14 protein-coding genes and 1 pseudogene are annotated in these 14,929 nt (G+C 62.4%); 6 read left to right on the top strand and 9 right to left on the bottom strand.

Features of this window, described 5'->3' with window-relative positions:
* From ACY693_RS05370 to rpsB, 6 genes and pseudogenes are all read right to left on the bottom strand, one after another.
* A pseudogene (locus ACY693_RS05370) lies at positions 1–222 on the bottom strand (phosphatidate cytidylyltransferase); the annotation flags it as partial.
* Positions 212–943, bottom strand: a complete 732-nt coding sequence (uppS, locus tag ACY693_RS05365; RefSeq protein WP_462320799.1) for a polyprenyl diphosphate synthase — start codon at positions 941–943, stop codon at positions 212–214. The gene uppS and the pseudogene ACY693_RS05370, both read right to left, overlap by 11 nt.
* A 107-nt stretch (positions 944–1,050) precedes the next feature.
* Entirely contained in the window at positions 1,051–1,608 is a 558-nt protein-coding gene (gene frr, locus ACY693_RS05360; protein ID WP_462320798.1) for a ribosome recycling factor, read from the bottom strand.
* Complete coding sequence (gene pyrH / locus ACY693_RS05355) at positions 1,605–2,351, bottom strand: UMP kinase (RefSeq protein WP_462320801.1); 747 nt, start codon at positions 2,349–2,351, stop codon at positions 1,605–1,607. Before pyrH ends, frr begins: the two co-directional genes overlap by 4 nt.
* A 22-nt stretch (positions 2,352–2,373) precedes the next feature.
* On the bottom strand, positions 2,374–3,267 hold the full coding sequence (gene tsf, locus ACY693_RS05350; RefSeq protein WP_462320797.1) for a translation elongation factor Ts: 894 nt from the start codon (positions 3,265–3,267) through the stop codon (positions 2,374–2,376).
* A 90-nt stretch (positions 3,268–3,357) separates the two neighbouring features.
* The gene (rpsB, locus tag ACY693_RS05345) at positions 3,358–4,086 is read right to left on the bottom strand and encodes a 30S ribosomal protein S2 (protein WP_462320800.1); all 729 of its coding nucleotides are present in this window, start codon (positions 4,084–4,086) and stop codon (positions 3,358–3,360) included.
* Between the two features lie 611 nt (positions 4,087–4,697).
* On the opposite strand from rpsB, the gene map reads away from it, so the two are divergent.
* From map to ACY693_RS05330, 3 genes are all read left to right on the top strand, one after another.
* Positions 4,698–5,579, top strand: a complete 882-nt coding sequence (map, locus tag ACY693_RS05340; protein ID WP_462320796.1) for a type I methionyl aminopeptidase — start codon at positions 4,698–4,700, stop codon at positions 5,577–5,579.
* Complete coding sequence (gene glnD, locus ACY693_RS05335; RefSeq protein WP_462320795.1) at positions 5,576–8,242, top strand: [protein-PII] uridylyltransferase; 2,667 nt, start codon at positions 5,576–5,578, stop codon at positions 8,240–8,242. Before map ends, glnD begins: the two co-directional genes overlap by 4 nt.
* Before the next feature lie 86 nt (positions 8,243–8,328).
* The gene (locus ACY693_RS05330) at positions 8,329–8,991 is read left to right on the top strand and encodes a hypothetical protein (protein ID WP_462320794.1); all 663 of its coding nucleotides are present in this window, start codon (positions 8,329–8,331) and stop codon (positions 8,989–8,991) included.
* A 17-nt stretch (positions 8,992–9,008) separates the two neighbouring features.
* Here the strand turns inward: ACY693_RS05330 and ACY693_RS05325 are convergent, their stop codons facing one another.
* Positions 9,009–9,383, bottom strand: a complete 375-nt coding sequence (locus tag ACY693_RS05325; RefSeq protein WP_462320793.1) for a VOC family protein — start codon at positions 9,381–9,383, stop codon at positions 9,009–9,011.
* 209 nt (positions 9,384–9,592) lie between these two features.
* Between ACY693_RS05325 and dapC the strand changes: the two genes are divergently transcribed.
* From dapC to dapE, 3 genes are all read left to right on the top strand, one after another.
* The gene (gene dapC / locus ACY693_RS05320; protein ID WP_462320792.1) at positions 9,593–10,789 is read left to right on the top strand and encodes a succinyldiaminopimelate transaminase; all 1,197 of its coding nucleotides are present in this window, start codon (positions 9,593–9,595) and stop codon (positions 10,787–10,789) included.
* Positions 10,790–10,850: 61 nt separating this feature from the next.
* Entirely contained in the window at positions 10,851–11,684 is an 834-nt protein-coding gene (gene dapD / locus ACY693_RS05315) for a 2,3,4,5-tetrahydropyridine-2,6-dicarboxylate N-succinyltransferase (protein WP_462320791.1), read from the top strand.
* A gap of 66 nt (positions 11,685–11,750) precedes the next feature.
* Entirely contained in the window at positions 11,751–12,902 is a 1,152-nt protein-coding gene (gene dapE / locus ACY693_RS05310; protein ID WP_462320790.1) for a succinyl-diaminopimelate desuccinylase, read from the top strand.
* Here dapE and ACY693_RS05305 read toward each other — a convergent pair.
* Together ACY693_RS05305 and ACY693_RS05300 are read right to left on the bottom strand one after the other, a co-directional pair.
* Positions 12,896–13,648, bottom strand: a complete 753-nt coding sequence (locus tag ACY693_RS05305; RefSeq protein ID WP_462320789.1) for a ParA family protein — start codon at positions 13,646–13,648, stop codon at positions 12,896–12,898. The genes dapE and ACY693_RS05305 overlap by 7 nt on opposite strands.
* Positions 13,645–14,929: CHAD domain-containing protein (locus ACY693_RS05300; RefSeq protein WP_462320788.1), on the bottom strand; the 1,285-nt coding region annotated here is incomplete at its 5' end. The genes ACY693_RS05305 and ACY693_RS05300, both read right to left, overlap by 4 nt.

Genomic DNA, 14,929 nt, shown 5'->3' with positions numbered 1-14,929 from the left:
CAGGACGAGCACGACGAACATCAGACGTGCCAGGCGCGCATCAAAGCCAGCCAAGCCTGCCCATTCCCAAGCCGCCATCGCGACGAACCCGGCCATCAGTAGCGCTAGCCAGAGCGTGGGCAACAGCAGCACGCCGATCATGACGAGCGGTGCCAATAGGCCGGCCGTCAGCACCCGAGCCCGCAAGGCAGGCGTCCAGCCACCGGCGCGATCAGGCGCCATAGACTGCAGCCAACTCGGTCACCTGCTCGCTCGTGAGCCCGAATCGTCGTTGACGGCGCCCAAAGTCCTTGAGCGCAGTAACCAGGGCATCGGCATCAAACTCAGGCCACATCAGATCCGAGAAGTAGAGCTCTGCATAGGCGCACTGCCATAACAGAAAGTTACTGATGCGCTTCTCGCCGCCGGTACGGATGAAGAGATCAGGCTCTGGCTGTCCGGCCGTGCAGAGGCGAGAGGCAATGACCGACTCATCGATTGCCTCGGGATCGAGCCGCCCGGCGGCAACCTCCTGCGACAACGCCCGCACCGATTGCGTGATGTCCCAACGACCGCCATAGTTCGCAGCAACCTGCAGCAGCATCGCATCACCATCCCGGGTCGCCGCCTCCGCCGCAGCAAGCTGGCGTTGCAGCTTGATCGAGAACGCGGACAGATCACCAATGAAACGAAGCCTCACGCCGTGCTCGGCGAGGCGGCTCACCTCTGCCTTCAGCGTGCTCATGAAGAGCTCGAGCAAGGTGTTCACTTCGGCTCGAGGCCGGCGCCAGTTTTCGCTGCTAAATGCAAACAGCGTCAGGATCTGCACGCCGCTGCGCAGGCCCTGCTCAACCACGGCGCGAACGCTCTTGGCGCCAGCACGATGGCCCTGAGTCCTGGGCAGCCCCCGTTGGCGCGCCCAGCGCCCGTTACCGTCCATGATGATGGCAACATGAGTGGGCACCTTGAACGGGGCTCCTTCGTGGTCGACGACGGGCGCTGGGAGCATCAACAATCAGCGAGCTTTTCAAGACAGCAAGACAGCAGCGGTAGCAACAACCAGCACCACCTTCAGATCGCCATCAGGTCTTGCTCCTTTTCGTCCAGGATTTGCTCAACCTCTTTGACGAACTGATCGGTCAGCTTCTGCACAATCTCCTGGCCTCGGCGCTCATCGTCTTCGGAGATAAGCTTCTCTTTGACCAGTTCTTTGAGCTCATGATTCGCGTCGCGGCGGATGTTACGCACCGCAACACGCGCCTGCTCTGCCTCTTGCCGAGCGATGCGCTGTAGGTCGCGGCGACGCTCTTCGGTCAGGGCCGGCATGGGCACACGGATCACCGTGCCAGCCGTGTTTGGATTGACCCCGAGATCAGACTGGATGATGGCCTTCTCGACGGCCTGGACCATGTTTCGCTCCCAAGGTGTCACGGTCAGGGTGCGTGCATCCTCGACAGCGACGTTCGCGACCTGATTGATCGGCACCTCGGAGCCGTAGTAGCTCACCTTAAGGTGGTCAAGCAGCGACGGATGGGCACGTCCGGTCCGGATCTTGGCGAGCTCGTGGCGCAGTGCCTCAGCGCTCTTGGACATCCGATCGGCTGCGTCTTTCTTGATGTCGTCGATCATTGTTCGTTTCCAGTCACCACCAGCGAGCCAATGTCCTCGCCCGCCGCCACTCGGGCAAGCGCGCCGGCCTCGTAAATGTTCAAGATGCGCAGCGGAATCCGATTGTCGCGGCAGAGCACGATGGCCGTGGTATCCATCACCTTCAGCCGTTCAGCGATGGCCTGATCATAGGTCAAGCGCTTATAGAACCTGGCGTCCGGGTTCGTCAACGGGTCGTCCGAGAACACCCCGTCGACCTTGGTCGCCTTCACCAGCAGATCGGCGCCGATCTCAACCGCACGCAGACTTGCCGCCGAGTCAGTGGTAAAGAACGGATTGCCGGTTCCGGCAGCAAAGATGGTCACACGGCCCTTATCGAGATGCCGCAGGGCCCGCCGGCGGATGTAGTCTTCACAGACCTGATTGACCTTCAGCGCCGACATGACCCGAGTCGGCACCGAGCGACGCTCGAGCGCATCCTGCATCGCGAGCGCGTTCATCACCGTCGCCAGCATCCCCATGTGATCGCCGGTGACACGATCCATCCCTTCCGCGGCCAGTGCCGCGCCGCGGAAGATGTTGCCGCCGCCGATAACCAGCGCGAGCTGCAGCCCTTGGCGTGCTAATCCGGCAACGTCCTCAGCGAGACGCCCCAACAGCGTCGGATCGATGCCGCAGGCCTCGTCACCAAGCAGCGCCTCGCCGCTCAGCTTCAGGAGAATACGCCGATAAGGGGGTTGCGACACGATCCAATCCTGCGTCAGGGGTTAGCAGCTAGACCTCGGCCTAGCCGGCTTGGGCACCGGCTTGGGCCTTCACCTCGTCGGCGAAGTTCTCGACCTTCTTCTCGACACCTTCACCAACCTCCATGCGAACGAACCGCTTGATCTCAGCGCCGCGCGCCTTGAGCAGATCGCCAACCTGGGTATCGGGGTCCTTAACGAAGGCCTGACCAAGCAGGGTCACCTCTTCAAGGTACTTTCGCATCCGACCCTCAGTAATCTTATCGATGATGTTGGCCGGCTTGCCACTCTCGAGTGCCTGGGCCGCGAAGATCTCGCGCTCCTTGGCGAGCGCTTCCGCTGGCACATCGTCCGCCGCGACGCAGATCGGGCTCGATGCAGCAATGTGCATCGCGATATCCCGGCCCAAGGCCTCGTCACCACCCGTCATCTCGACCAGCACGGCGATACGCACCCCATGCCGGTAGCTGTAGAGCCTGCCCTCGGGGCTATCGAAGCGCTTGAGGCGGCGCACGGCGACATTCTCGCCGATCTTCGCGATCAGTGCCTGTCGCGCCTCGTCGACGGTCTGTCCAGCATCACTCGCCAGGGGTTGTGTAGCGAGCGCCACCTCATCGCTGACACCGCTCACAAGTGCCGTATCGGCAACCGCGGCTGCGAATCCGGCGAAATTCTCGTCTTTCGCCACAAAATCTGTCTCGCTATTGACCTCGACCACCACGGCTGCGCCGCCGTCCTCGGCGATGCGAAGCTCCACGACACCATCGGCGGCGACACGCCCGGCCTTCTTGGCTGCCTTGGCCTGCCCCGATTTACGCATCGCCTCGATGGCAGCATCGATGTCGCCATTCGTTTCCACCAGGGCCTTCTTGCATTCCATCATGCCAGCGCCGGTGCGTTCGCGCAGCTCCTTGACCAGTGCGGCTGAAATCGCCATGAGTCACTCCAGAAAATCAGATTGGATTCGAAACCGTCGCGGCGCTCAGCGCGAGCGCCGCACACGATGTGCTTACTTCAGCGTGCTCCCTCAGCCGGCAGTCGCCACCTCAGGCTCCTCGGGTAGATCGCGTCCGCCGGCCATGGCCGCTGCGGTCTGGCGACCATCGAGGATGGCCGAAGCGGCGCCCTCGATATAGAGCCGCACCGCGCGGATGGCGTCATCGTTGCCTGGGATCACGTAATCGACGCGGCTCGGATCGTTATTGGTGTCGACGACGCCGACCACTGGAACGCCCAGCTTGTTGGCCTCGTTCACGGCAATCTTCTCATGGCCGACATCGACCACGAACAGCGCGTCCGGCAGGCCGCCCATGTTCTTGATACCACCCAGGCTGAGCTCGAGCTTGTCGAGCTCGCGCCGCAGCGTCAGCTGCTCCTTTTTACCGAAGCGCTCGATACTCCCGTCCTCGAACATCGTCTCGAGCTCTTTGAGCCGCGCGATCGACTGCTTGACGGTCTTGAAGTTGGTCAGCATGCCGCCGAGCCAACGATGATTCACGTAGGGCATGTTGCAGCGCGTTGCCTCCTCGCGGATGGCATCCTGTGCGGCGCGCTTGGTGCCAACGAAGAGGATCTTGCCGCCGTTTGCAGCGAGCTTGCCGAGATAGCTCATCGCTTCCTGGTAAAGCGGCAACGTTCGCTCGAGATTGACGATATGGATCTTGTTCCGCTGGCCGAAGATATAGGCTGCCATCTTCGGGTTCCAGTAACGGGTTTGATGGCCGAAATGGACACCAGCCTGCAGCATCTGCCGCATTGATACGTCGCTCATGACTCTACTCTTGGTTTGGGTTGGACCTCCACGCACCCCATGACGCAACCCCTCGCGAGGCACCCAGAATCATGTGTCGGCACGTGTGTGGCGTATTCTGCTCACCAGGCAACATCCAGCGCTGGAAGCATTGGTGTGATTAGCCTCAGTCAAGTACTCACCGTCGTGGCCACCATCGCGACAGGACCTCGCCTGCCCCGAGATGAACCGGACGCTGCGCGGCCGAGGTCCGGACTGGAGCTCAGCACTGGCCTGACCTTCACCCGATAGCAGCCCATACAGGGCCTGGACCAACGGGGGCATGACCGAAGCCGGCACCTAAAACTCGACGGCAACCTTGCCGCGCGCTTGGGTGTGGACTCGGCTTCGCCTTCGCCCTTGACCTTCGGTGCCGGCAACGACATCTCTTAAGATGGGAGCGCGGAGTCTGGGGCTGAGGCTGTTTGCCCGACTCCGCCGCGTCTTATAACATGGCGGGTTCGATCGTCGCAAACCGCGGCAGCGTCGTGCGGCTGTTCAGTGTCAGTTCCTTCGTGCGCCGCCATTGCCGCCCTCGACCTCGTCTATGCATCGCAGCTTCGGGACCCGTAACTCTTATGAGTGTTGCTATCAAAAGCGCTGAGGAAATTGAAAAGATGCGGGTTGCTGGCCGACTCGCGGCGTCAGTGCTCGAGATGATCGAAGCGCAGGTCGTCCCTGGTGTGACAACCGGCGAGCTCGACCGGATGTGCCACGAGTTCATCGTCAACGAGCTCGACGCCATCCCCGCCCCACTCAACTATCGTGGCTTCCCGCGCTCGATCTGCACCTCGGTGAACAACCAGGTCTGCCACGGCATTCCGGGCAACAAGCGCCTGAAGAAGGGTGACATCGTCAACATCGATATCACGGTGATCAAGGACGGTTACCACGGCGACACCAGCAAGATGTTCTTCGTCGGCGAGCCAACGGTGCTCGCACGGCGGCTGGTCGAGATCACCCAACAGGCCATGCGCATTGGCATTGCCGCAGCAGGCCCGGGCGCAACGCTCGGCGACATTGGCCATGCCATTCAGACCTTTGTCGAGAAGCATAGATTCTCGGTGGTGCGTGAGTATTGCGGCCACGGCATCGGCCGCGAGTTTCACGAGGAGCCGCAGGTCCTTCATTACGGCAAGCCGGGTGATGGGCTCAGACTGCAGCCCGGCATGTGCTTCACCATCGAGCCGATGGTCAATGCCGGCAAACGCTTCGTCAAGCTGCTGCCAGACGGTTGGACCGTCGTCACTAAGGATCGCGCCCTGTCGGCGCAGTGGGAGCATACGATCTTGATCACCGACGATGGCCGCGAGGTGCTCACGCTGCGCGACGAAGAACGCGCCGGCATTGCCGATCAAAGCCAGGACTCTAACCAAGACGCGGACCAGGATCAGGAACAGATCGCTCGACCGGCCGAGGGCCTCGCTGAGCCTGTTCGGCTACGCGCAGGCGCCGGGTGAGAACCGAGGATACACTCGGCCCTGGCCTGCTCGAGCGCGAGGCCGAGCTGTGCGGAGCCAAGGATGAAGCCGCACTGAAAGGCTTTCGACAGGTCATCAAAGACAGCCGCGAGCGCCTGTTCGCAGGCTACGAGCGAGGGGTCCCGGTCGGCCAATTGCTGACCGCGCGGTCCGATCTGATCGACATGGTGCTGTGCTGTGTTTGGCGGCGGTTGATGCCGGACCCCAACGCCGGCGCTCTGATTGCGGTCGGTGGCTACGGGCGTGCCGAGCTGCATCCAGCCTCAGACATCGACCTCCTGATCTTGGTCGACGCACAACAGCTCGACTCCCTGCAAGGTCCGCTCACCGAGCTCGTGACCTTTCTCTGGGACATCGGTGTCGAGCTCGGCCATTCAGTACGCACCCTGGCGGAATGCGCCGCAGCCGCGGCCGATGACCTAACCGTGATCAGCAACCTGATCGAGGCTCGTTTCATCACGGGTCGCGGCGCGCTCTTCGACCAGCTGCAAACGGCGATCGCGCCCGATAAGCTCTGGCCCACCGACCGTTTCTTCGAGGCCAAGATCGCCGAGCAGCACAAGCGTTGGCAGCGCTATGGCGAGACCGCCTACAACCTTGAGCCCAATATCAAGGAGAATCCCGGTGGCCTGCGCGACATCCAGATGATCTCCTGGGTGACCAAGCGTCATTTTGAGTCAGATTCGTTGCATGAGCTCGTCGAGCACGGCTTCTTGACCGAGAGCGAGCATCTGGCATTGATCGAAGGCCGCGCCTTGCTTTGGCGCATTCGCTTTGCACTGCATCGACTCACAGGCCGCCACGAAGACCGGCTGCTGTTCGACTACCAACGCACCCTCGCCGACCAGTTCGGCTACAGCGATCACAGCGACAATCTCGCTGTAGAGCAGTTCATGCAGCAGTACTATCGCACGGTGATGGAGCTGAACCGGCTCAACGAGATGCTGCTGCAGCTGTTCCGCGAGGCCATCCTACTGCACGATCGCATTGGCCCGCCGGAGCCGATCAATCGTCGCTTCCAGAGCCGCAGCGGTTATCTCGAAGTCACCCATGAGCAGGTGTTCAAGCAGCGACCCATCGCACTCCTCGAGGTCTTCCATCTGCTGCAATTGCGGCCAAACCTGCGCGGGGTCCGGGCCTCAACCATTCGTCTGATCCGCGAGAACCGCTATCGGATCGACGACGCCTTCCGCGAAGACGTCCGCGCGCGCAGCCTGTTCATGGAGATCCTGCGCCACCCAAGCGGGGTCACCCAGACGTTGCGGCGGATGAACCGCTACGGCGTGCTCGCCACCTATATCCCTGCGTTCGCCAATATCGTCGGGCGCATGCAGTACGATCTATTCCATGTCTACACTGTCGACGAGCACAGCCTGCGCGTGCTGCGCAACCTGCGCCGCTTCTCGGTCCCTGAGTACGACAATGAGCTCCCGCTCTGCAGCGCTCTGGCGCGGCGCGTCCCAAAGCTCGAGATCCTCTATCTCGCTGGCCTGTTTCACGACATTGGCAAAGGCCGTGGCGGCGATCATTCGCTGCTTGGAGCGCATGATGCCTGGGACTTCTGCCAGCTGCACTATCTGAGCGAATTCGACAGCCGGCTCGTCGCCTGGCTGGTCGAGCATCACCTGTTGATGTCGGTGACGGCGCAGCGCAAGGACATCTCGGACCCAGCCGTCATCCAAGCCTTCGCCGCGCAGGTCGGTGATATCAACCGGCTGGACTATCTCTACCTACTGACCGTTGCCGATGTCCGGGGCACCAATCCGAAGCGCTGGTCCAGCTGGAAAGACGCGCTCCTAAGGGAGCTCTATCAAGCGGCACGACATTGCCTCGACCGTGGACTGGATAACCCCCAGGCGCAGGACGTGCTGATCGAGCAAAAGCAGACCGAGGCCATGCGCATCCTCGCGCGTCAAGGCATCGAAGCCGAGGATTGCCGCAACCTCTGGTTCCGTTTGTCGGTCGACTTCTTCGCTCCGAGCCAGCCTGAGGAGATCGCCTCACAAACCAAGCGCATCCTCGAGGCAAGCGCAGACGATCTCCCGGTGGTCAGTCTGCGCCGGCTGCCAAGTCGCGGCTGCACCGAGATCTTCATCTACACCCGGGATCGCGAAGGCCTCTTTGTGCAGATCACAGCGGTGCTCGACCAACGCAATCTGGACATCGTCAATGCCCGCATCATGACCACCGACGACGGTATCGCGCTGAATGTCTTTCAGGTGCTGACCCGCGATCACGAGCCCCTCGACGAAGGCGAGCCGAGCGACGAGCTAGCCAGTGCGCTGCGCCACGAGCTGCAGCAGTGGCCCACGACCGACCTGCGCGTGAATCGCCGACTGCCACGGCAGCTGCGCTACTTCCCAATCGAGACACGGATCAGTTTTACCGAGGACGCGACGAATCAACGCACACTGATGCACCTGACCACGCGCGATCGGCCTGGCTTGCTTGCTGAGATCGGCACCGTCTTCGAGAACTGCGATATCCAGGTGCAGGGGGCCAAGATCGCCACCGTCGGGGCAGAAGTGGAAGACGTCTTCTTCATCGCCACCCTGGATGGGGCGCCGGTGCGCTGCGGACAAACCCTGAGCTGCCTGCGCCGCGAGATCCATGACCGTCTCGACCGGGCCCAAGGTCGCTGACGGCCGGCCTTACTCTTGTATTAGGCTTGAATTAAGATAGACGCGTCCCAGCTCGATTCCTCGGAGAGGCTTTGCTCGGAATGGTCATGTCGATCATACGTCCGTTAATGATGCTGATGATCGCTCCGCTCATGATTGCTGAGATCGGCGCTGCGGGGCTTGGGGATCAGCGCGAAGAGGTGCCGCAGGTTGAGCAGCCTGCGCATAGCCAGGCCTCGGCCCATCCCAGGACCGGCAGCCAGGCTCAGGAAACGCCAAAGAGCCCCCCCTATCGTGGGCGCACCGCGCCTGCGCTCGGGCAGCCGGTCCCGATGCCGGCTCCGGGCTTGGTCATGGAGCCACGCCGCTTGGAACCAAGCGGCTCGCAATCGCAGGTCCCGCGCTGGCTCGAAGAGGTGCGGGCGCAACGTCGCGCGCTGCGCGAGCAGCGCCGCGCCGCCCATAAGGCGCGACTCGAGGCCTTGGATCCAATCGGAACGGCCAAGCGCGATGAGCGCAAGGAGCTGATTCGTCGACGGCAAGAAGAGATGCGCGATCTGATCGAAAGCGAGCGTCTCCTCTACCTCAATCGCGGCCCCTGGATCAGCCCTTTGGCGCCCAGGCCACCGCTGAGGCCGAAGCTCGACCCCTTGGCCGGCGGTAGCCTTGATCCACAGCAACCAGAGCACGGCGAGCAGCAGCCAACCGACAGCACAGACAGTCAAGCCCCGTCGGACTGGAATAACCTCTGGTACTACCGCGGCTGGTGATCGACCAGGGTGACTGGCTAGCCCTGCTCGATCAGCTCGAGCGCATTGGCATCCGGATCGCGGGTAAACAGGGCCCGACGGCCGGAGCGACTCAATGTATAGGGCACCTGGGCAGCGTCGAGCGCCGCAGCAACAGCATCCAGATCGCTCACCAAGGCCGCAAGATGCCGATCGCGTCCACCATGAGCCGGTCGCGCGTTGACCGGATCCGGGTTGGCTAGCTCGAGCAAGTGAATCTGCTGACTGCCGATACGCAGCCAGGCGCCGGGAAACCCGAGATCCGGCCGGCCAGGATCAACCTCCAGGCCGAGTAGATCGCGATAAAAGCGAAGCGCTCGCTCGGTGTCAGCCACGATCAGACTGACATGATGGATCGCCTGTATCTGATGCATCAAATCGTTGCTCCCCGAATCGCTTCGGACCAAGGTGATTGGCTGGCGTTTTCATCGGCCTCACAGACCGGCCGCTTGGGTGGAGCGGATCAGCCTCCTGGCCTATACTGGGGGATTAGGTCTCGGGCCTCGCTTCACAAGGCCGCTTCACAACGCCCGCTTACAACGGGTCTACGGCTCAAGACTCGCCGCTTCACCCCTTCGCTGCAATGAATCCAAACCTCGGCCGCCTACAACCTTACCCGTTCGAGAAGTTGGCGGCGCTGATGCGCGATATCGAGCCTCCAGCCGAGATCCCGGCGATCGCGCTGTCGATCGGCGAGCCCAAGCACGCAACGCCATCGTTCATCGCCAACGCGCTGGTCGCCCATGTCCACCAGCTCTCGAATTATCCCAGCACACGCGGGCTGCCTGAGCTTCGCCAAGCGATTGCAGACTGGCTCGGTCACCGCTTCAAGCTCGGTGCGAGCGGGATCGATCCGCAGACCCAGGTCCTGCCCGTCAATGGCACCCGTGAGGCCCTGTTCGCCTTCGCCCAAGCCGTGATCGACCCACGCGAGGACGCGCTGGTCCTCATGCCGAATCCGTTCTATCAGATCTACGAAGGGGCAGCGCTGCTCGCTGGAGCCAAAACCTATCTGATGCCCTGCAGCCAGGACACGCAGTGGCTACCCGATCTCGCTCAGGTCCCAGAAGCCGTTTGGGAGCGCTGTCAACTCATCTACATCTGCTCACCGGGCAACCCGACTGGAGCGGTGATGGACCAGGGCCAGCTGATGCAGCTGATCGAGCTGGCGCAGAAATACGATTTCATTATCGCCTCCGACGAATGCTACGCCGAGCTCTATTTGGATGAGGCTAGCCCGCCGCCAGGTCTGCTCCAGGCCGCTGCCGCGCTAGGTCTTGATGACTACCGCCGTTGCGTCTGTTTTCATAGCCTGTCGAAGCGCTCGAATGCACCCGGGCTGCGCTCTGGCTTTGTCGCTGGCGACGCGCAGGTGATCGAGCCGTTCTTTCGCTACCGCACCTACCACGGCTGTGCGATGCCGCTACAGCATCAGCAGGCGAGCCTGCTGGCCTGGCAGGACGAGGCCCATGTGATCGAGAACCGACGCCTATACCGGGAGAAGTTTGCCGCCGTGCTCGCCATCCTGGACGGCGTACTCGAGCTGAGCCGACCGAGAGCCGGCTTCTATCTCTGGCCACGCACGCCGATCGCAGATACCGACTTCGCCCGCCGTCTGCTCGCCGAGCAGAACCTGCGCGTCCTGCCCGGGAGCTTCCTCTCGCGCGCCGGGGAGCAAGACGACCCGGGCCTGAACCACATCCGCATTGCGCTGGTGCCACCGCTCGACGATTGCATCGATGCCGCACAGCGCATCCGAGCGGTCTGCGAGCGATTATAAGCACCTGCCTGACGACAACCTTACTCAACCTATTTCCTCGAGCAAATGCCACGGAGCCCCAATGTCAGATCAACACAGCGAGCAGCAAGCCATCATCGAGCAGGCCTTCGAGCACCGCGCCGAGATCACCCCGCGCACGGTCGAGACCCGGGTGCGCGATGCGGTCATGGAGACCATTGAGCGCCTCGACCGAGGCGAGCTGCGCGTCGCCCAGCCTCATGACGGCGACTGGGTGGTCAATGACTGGATCAAGAAAGCGGTGCTGCTCTCGTTCCGGATCGAAGACAACCAGTTCATCAAAGGCGGCTTCACCAATTACTACGACAAGGTACCATCGAAGTTCGCCGACATGAGCTCGAAGGATTTCCGTGATGGCGGGGTGCGCGTGGTCCCGCCGGCCACCGCCCGGCGTGGCTCCTATATCGCGCCGAGCTGCGTGCTGATGCCCTCTTACGTCAACATCGGCGCCTATGTCGACTCCGGCACCATGGTCGACACCTGGGCCCCGGTCGGCTCCTGCGCGCAGATCGGCAAGAACGTGCATCTGTCCGGTGGTGTCGGCATCGGCGGCGTGCTCGAGCCGATCCAGGCCGCGCCAACCATCATCGAAGACGATTGCTTCATCGGCGCACGCTCGGAGATCGTCGAAGGCGTCATCGTCGAGCAGGGTGCCGTGATCTCGATGGGCGTTTACATCGGCCAGAGCACCAAGATCTACCACCGCGAGACCGGCGAGATCACCTACGGCCGGGTCCCAGCTGGTGCGGTCGTGGTACCGGGCAACCTACCGGCGAAGGACGGCAGCCACAGCCTCTACTGCGCAGTCATCATCAAGCAGGTCGATGAGAAGACCCGCGGCAAGGTGGGCATCAACGAGCTGCTGCGCGATATCTAAGCGCATGCCCCGCCGGGAGCCCAACCGTCTTTTTGTCTCGCCTCAGCTCGCTTGGTCAGCACCATGATGTCCTCAAACGCAGCAACCTCGCCGACCCTTGAGCTCGCGTTGGACCTGATCGGCCGCCGCTCGGTCACCCCTGAAGACGCCGGTTGCCAACCCTTGATGGCCGAGCGGCTGGCAGCGCTTGGGTTCACCATCGAGCCGATGCGTTTTGGTGAGGTCGACAACCTCTGGGCACGCCGTGGCAGCGAGGGACCGCTGTTCTGTTTTGCAGGTCATACCGACGTGGTCCCGCCAGGGCCGCTCGCAGACTGGACCTCCGATCCGTTCCAGCCAGAGATCCGCGACGGTCTGCTCTATGGCCGCGGTGCCTGCGACATGAAAGGCTCGCTCGCGGCCATGATCACGGCGACCGAGCGTTTCATCGCCGAGCAGCCAGAGCACCAAAGCTCGATCGCGTTCTTGATCACCAGCGACGAAGAGGGCCCCTCAATCGACGGCACGCGCCGCGTCATCGAGACGCTCTCGGCGCGCGACGAGCGCATCGACTTTGCACTGGTCGGTGAGCCATCAAGCCATCAACGGCTTGGCGATGTGATCAAGAATGGCCGTCGCGGCAGCCTCGGCGGCCGGCTCCGCATCCGCGGCAAGCAGGGTCATGTCGCCTATCCCAAGCTTGCCGATAACCCTGTGCATCGTGCCGCACCGGCCTTGGCCGAGCTCTGTGGCGAGCGTTGGGACGAGGGTAACGATCACTTCCCGCCAACCAGCTTTCAGATATCGAACATCCATGCCGGCACCGGTGCCGATAACGTCATCCCCGGCGAGCTGGAGGTGCTGTTCAACCTGCGCTACTCGACCGAGCAGACGCCGGAGGCAATCCAACGGCGTATCCATGCCCTGCTCGATCGCCACGGTCTCGACCATCAGATCGACTGGCGCGTCTCCGGTCACCCCTTTCTGACCCCAGCGGGCGCCCTGGTCGAAGCCACCCAAGCCGCGATCCTTGCGGTCACCGGCGAGCCAACCCAGCTCTCGACCATCGGCGGTACCTCGGACGGCCGCTTCATCGCCCCAACCGGCGCTCAGGTCGTCGAGCTCGGTCCGATCAACGCCAGCATCCATAAGGTCGATGAATGCGTCGGCGTCGAGGAGCTGGATCAGCTCTCAGCAATCTACAGCGACATCTTGCGCCGACTGCTTGGAGATCAGTGATCGTCCAATGCTTGCTTGACCTCGCGCCAAAGCGCGCGATAGCAAGCGGCGGCCATATCGCTCGCCGCATAGGCAGTAATCGGCATCCGATGCAGGCCCATGCGCTCGACCTCGGCACTCTCTGGGATCCATGACCTCAGGATCTGCAGCTCATGCTCGGGTGCGCCCTGCATGATGCTGCGATGCAGGGCCTTGGTCTGATCCACCATCGAAAAGAAGGGCAATAGCTGCGGCGCGCGCTTCGGCATCTGATCGCGCAGGAAGGCGTCGAGCTGCTCTAGGGTGCGGATCGAGAGCGTGGTCGGGATCAATGGCACCAAGAGCGCATCGGCGACGGCAAAGACATTCTCGGACAGCGTCGAGATGCTCGGTGGGCAATCGAGCAAAAGCAGATCGTAATCACCCTGTAGGGGGCTCAGCAGGCGCTGTAGCTGGCGTCTTGGCTTGTCGCTGTTGCTCAGCCTCAGGTCCAGGTGTCGATAGGAAAAATCCGCCGGCAGCAGATCTAGGTGCTCGAAATCGGTCCCCTTGATCGCTGCATCGATTGCATGACGTCGGCTCAGCAGCGCCTTGCTCCCCCCCTTTACCTTGGGCTTGATGCGGAAGAAGAAGCTCGCAGCACCTTGCGGATCAAGATCCCAAACCAGGGTACGACGCCCCTCGGACGCTGCCAGGAAGGCCAGATTTGCGGCAACCGTGGTCTTGCCGACCCCGCCCTTGATGCTGTAGACCGCCAGCGTCTTCATCGTCGCGGGCTGAGAGCGCCATCAGCGCTACCTGTAGGCGCCGGATGGGGCTCAAGCCCGGCGCCAGACTCAGTGCCGGGCATGGCGCCAAACTGGGTGCCAGACTGGATACTGGCCTCGCTGCTCGCGTCACCGCTGATGGAGCCCGGGTTGCGCCCGTCCTTTGGTTGTTGCCGCGCCGGCGCGGCGAGCAGCGCCTTGAAACGTTCCGCATTCTCCGTGCTGTCAAAGACCGCGAAGACCTCGCCAAAGGCCGCGCGAGCGCGCAGCTGATCATCCAGCAGCTGATAGATCAGAGCGCCCATCGCCAGCAAGGTTGCGGGAGGGAGCCCGTTCTCCCCGGCACTCGACTCGGCATGCTCACGCAAGTGCTGAGCCTGCACCGCAGTGTCCTGGAATCGCCCAAGATTATCGAGCAACAGCTTGGTCTGCTTGATCTGCTCTCGTATCCGCTCCTTGGGGTAGAGGCTCTGGAAGAACTCCATCAGGTAACGAAGCTTCTTGCAGCTCTTGCGCAGCTCGTGGAGCTCCTCCGGCGGTGACTCCTCGGTGATAGCCCGACCTTCGGTACGCACCCGCTTGAGCATCCTGCGAATGCGCTGATCAGCGACCTGCTTGATCGGCAGCTCGGCCTTTCTCGCGAGTGGCAGCGGCTGTGCGTCGAATCCGCCCACAGAGGCTTCAGCAGCGAGGACATCCGCATCGAGAAAGCTGCGCCAGTCCTGCAATAGCTCGCGAAACGGCGGCGAGCCGAGCTCGCTCGCGAGCTGGCGCTGGGCCTCGGCATGCTGACGTAACAGCTGCTCATGCAGAGGCCGCAACTCCTTGCGCAAGACCGGCGGCAGGCGTTGCTCCATCTGTGGAAAGTCGAGCAGATAGACATCAAGATCGCGCACCGGCCCGGTCACCTGCTGCAGCCAGGCGAAACGCTGCTTGAAATCGTCGACGATGTCCTCGGGAAAGACTTGCTTGATCTGGCTCAACGCTGAACGTGTGCGCCGGGTCGCCACCCGTAAGTCGTGAAGGAATTCACTATCGAGGTTCCGTCGAGCGCCTTCGATATTGGCCTCGAGGGTGCTGAGCAGCCCGCGCAAGATCTGCTTGGTTGCAAGATCGGCCCGTTGATCAGGGACGAGCTGCTCGTCCAGCTTGGTGGAATAGGCACCAGGTTGATGACCTGCGGCAAGCAGTGCCTCAAGCGCGAGCGGCTGAGTGACCGCGCGGCAGCCTAGGCGCTCCTCAATGACCCTTCTTGCATGATTGAAGTGCTCTGGATAACCC

It is taken from the genome of Halochromatium sp., assembly GCF_054919635.1.
This window is presented reverse-complemented; position numbering and strand designations above follow the sequence as displayed.

Coding starts and splice junctions, on each gene's coding strand:
- frr (WP_462320798.1), bottom strand. CDS start 1,608: ATGATCGACGACATCAAGAAAGACGCAGCCGATCGGATGTCCAAGAGC.
- tsf (WP_462320797.1), bottom strand. CDS start 3,267: ATGGCGATTTCAGCCGCACTGGTCAAGGAGCTGCGCGAACGCACCGGC.
- rpsB (WP_462320800.1), bottom strand. CDS start 4,086: ATGCGGCAGATGCTGCAGGCTGGTGTCCATTTCGGCCATCAAACCCGT.
- map (WP_462320796.1), top strand. CDS start 4,698: ATGAGTGTTGCTATCAAAAGCGCTGAGGAAATTGAAAAGATGCGGGTT.
- ACY693_RS05330 (WP_462320794.1), top strand. CDS start 8,329: ATGTCGATCATACGTCCGTTAATGATGCTGATGATCGCTCCGCTCATG.
- ACY693_RS05325 (WP_462320793.1), bottom strand. CDS start 9,383: ATGCATCAGATACAGGCGATCCATCATGTCAGTCTGATCGTGGCTGAC.
- dapC (WP_462320792.1), top strand. CDS start 9,593: ATGAATCCAAACCTCGGCCGCCTACAACCTTACCCGTTCGAGAAGTTG.
- dapD (WP_462320791.1), top strand. CDS start 10,851: ATGTCAGATCAACACAGCGAGCAGCAAGCCATCATCGAGCAGGCCTTC.
- dapE (WP_462320790.1), top strand. CDS start 11,751: ATGTCCTCAAACGCAGCAACCTCGCCGACCCTTGAGCTCGCGTTGGAC.
- ACY693_RS05305 (WP_462320789.1), bottom strand. CDS start 13,648: ATGAAGACGCTGGCGGTCTACAGCATCAAGGGCGGGGTCGGCAAGACC.